The following is a 2,400-nucleotide window of genomic DNA, read 5'->3' on the forward strand; positions in this document are numbered from 1 at the left end:
AGGATTGAAATAATAATATCCGACCGCGACCGCGATCACTTCGTCTGTTAGAATTTGACTATTGTAGGATTGAAATTTGCGTCAAGTATATTTTGTATCGGGTCTCTGTTCGGTTAGAGTTTGACTATTGTAGGATTGAAATCCGTACTTTGCGATGTCCATCCCCAGATAGTATGAGTTAGAATTTGACTATTGTAGGATTGAAATCAAAAAGCACAGGCGCTAAATTATATACTCCTGTTGGTTAGAATTTGACTATTGTAGGATTGAAATCGATTCCTGCGAAAACGTCAGCTCCCGAACTTGCTATGTTAGAATTTGACTATTGTAGGATTGAAATATGCTTGATGTAGAGCCGCGATACCTCAAAGTGCTTGTTAGAATTTGACTATTGTAGGATTGAAATATATTATCAAAGGATGACCTTGCAGGCTTGAGTTCTGTTAGAATTTGACTATTTTGAAGCGATGCTTCAAAAGCTTCGAACGATAGTAGGATGAATGTAGGATTGAAACGCGCCCGTATTGCTCAATTAATGTATATTTCCAAACGTCCACCCAACAGCGGCCGACACTTTCTTGTAGCTGTCCAAAATTTCCTGTGACAGCGCGTCAGTCTGGTTTTTCCCGATAAGGTAATATGCGGAAAGCATGAGCCCCAGATTTGTCGGATAGTTTATGTTTATCTTGTTCTTTGCAGATGCAAAATCCGGCAGGTTCAGGCAAAGCGCGGCTTCATCATTTCTTTCATGCAGAAACCAGCCATGCATTCCTTCTGCTATTGATTTTCCGACAGAACCGATTCCTAAAGTCTCGCGGATTTTTGTCGCGCACATCTGGGCAACCGGCTCATTTTTATCCGCCGAAACTACGGGGATGAAAGAATATTTTTTCAAGTCCGGAATTTTTAAGCTTTCAATATGTTTTCTGATTTTTAATAAGTCTTCATTCGGATTAAGCGCGTAAATCATCGACGCATACGTGCTTGTGTTGTATGTTGGCGGCTCTTCCATTGACGGGAATGTATGGATTTTATTTGCAAAAGGCGCAGCAGGCGGGGTTTTCGCGCATGTCAGAAGCGTGCAGCCTTTGAACGCCTCAGCCATTTTCAAGCCGTCCTTTCCGCCTGATGCAGATATTATAATTATCTCATCAAAGTTGTCCTTAAATTTCACAAATTTCGAATAATATGTCGTATCTACAGTAATTCCGCCAAAATGATTCGCGTATATTTTTGCTGTCTGAAAAGCGTTTCCGCTGCCCATGAAAAGATTGAATCCTGGAGTTATGTCTATTTTAGGCAGCTTCCAGCTCGCCAGATTTTCAAGCGTTTTAAGCACGTATTTATCAAGAGTATCTATCATTGAACCACTTAGTTAACTTATTTTTGAATTGCAACAATATATTGTTTTGCCCGTATGCAAAAACCGAATTTATTCCGAATATTGAGCCCGCTATATTCGGCGCAATGTCGTTGTAGCTGAAAAAACGCGATACTGTCTACTTATCGTCATCCATATTAACAACATAAGCAATCAAATTCAACAACTTCATTCGCCCTAATTTCAAATGTATTTCAGCTTCTTCAGCAGGCGTTTTTCCTTTCAAGCTCATATGCGGATTAACGAAATTGTGGATTATTCGCCTCAGATTCAAAAAATCCTTGGCGCCTTCATAGCATCCCAAATCTCGCATTGTCTTTATCCTGTCTTTTATGTCTCCGTTGTATCTTTCAATTGCATTATTGTTATGTTTAAGGCTGTATTTCTTGCATGCAATAGGCACGCCGAAAACAAGCTTGCATGCCCGATAAAATAGCTTGTTGAAAGCGTTCCTGTAATTTTCAAATCCATCGGACACAAAAGTTATCAGTTTTCTTTTATTCGCAGGCTTGTGTTTCTCAGTTTCATAAATCCTGAGAATTTGTTCGTAGCACGTTGTTTTTATCTGCCGCAAGAATTCTACGCACTCATTAAAATTGCGCTCTTTAACGCATGAATGGGCCAAAAGAAATTTTGTCTTGCTGTCTATGGCATTCAAATCATAGACTGTTTCCGTTCCTATAGAAATGAATTTTTCATCCAAATGCACTCGTCCTTTGATTATTGGCTTTACGCTTTGATTTATCCGATTTTAAAAAAACCGAATATCTTTTAGTCCAGTTGTTTATCGTTTGCCTGCACACGATTACGTTATCGTATTGATGCATGTGATTTTTGGCTTTTGACAGAGATAAGCCGTCAATATGCAAATGAACTGCACGAGTGATGTCTTCTGGCTTATGCCTCATACGCTTAAATCCATCGTCTTTGACAAACCACGCTTTGCAGTCTTTGCATCGGTATTTCTGTTTTTTACCACATGCATTGTGTCGAAAACCTTTTTTGGCATAATTTGCAGA

General features: G+C 39.3%; 3 protein-coding genes and 1 CRISPR repeat array. All 3 genes read right to left on the reverse strand.

Annotated elements, in window-relative coordinates; genetic code table 11:
* Positions 1-46 precede the first annotated feature (46 nt).
* Positions 47-472: a CRISPR direct-repeat array (repeat unit 30 nt; unit sequence GTTAGAATTTGACTATTGTAGGATTGAAAT).
* Between the two features lie 60 nt (positions 473-532).
* Complete coding sequence (locus KKB09_07540; protein MBU4301039.1) at positions 533-1,363, reverse strand: hypothetical protein; 831 nt, start codon at positions 1,361-1,363, stop codon at positions 533-535.
* 136 nt (positions 1,364-1,499) lie between these two features.
* Positions 1,500-2,084 carry a DDE-type integrase/transposase/recombinase gene (locus KKB09_07545; GenBank protein MBU4301040.1) on the reverse strand — a complete coding sequence of 195 codons (585 nt, stop codon included), beginning with the start codon at positions 2,082-2,084 and terminating at the stop codon, positions 1,500-1,502.
* The gene (locus KKB09_07550) at positions 2,077-2,289 is read right to left on the reverse strand and encodes a hypothetical protein (GenBank protein MBU4301041.1); all 213 of its coding nucleotides are present in this window, start codon (positions 2,287-2,289) and stop codon (positions 2,077-2,079) included. Before KKB09_07550 ends, KKB09_07545 begins: the two co-directional genes overlap by 8 nt.
* Positions 2,290-2,400 lie beyond the last annotated feature (111 nt).

Source organism: Nanoarchaeota archaeon (genome assembly GCA_018897155.1).
GTDB lineage: Archaea > EX4484-52 > EX4484-52 > EX4484-52 > LFW-46 > LFW-46.

Bases quoted from the DNA above. Each gene is read 5' to 3' on its own strand.
- KKB09_07540 (MBU4301039.1), bottom strand. From the start codon at position 1,363: ATGATAGATACTCTTGATAAATACGTGCTTAAAACGCTTGAAAATCTG.
- KKB09_07550 (MBU4301041.1), bottom strand. From the start codon at position 2,289: ATGAGGCATAAGCCAGAAGACATCACTCGTGCAGTTCATTTGCATATT.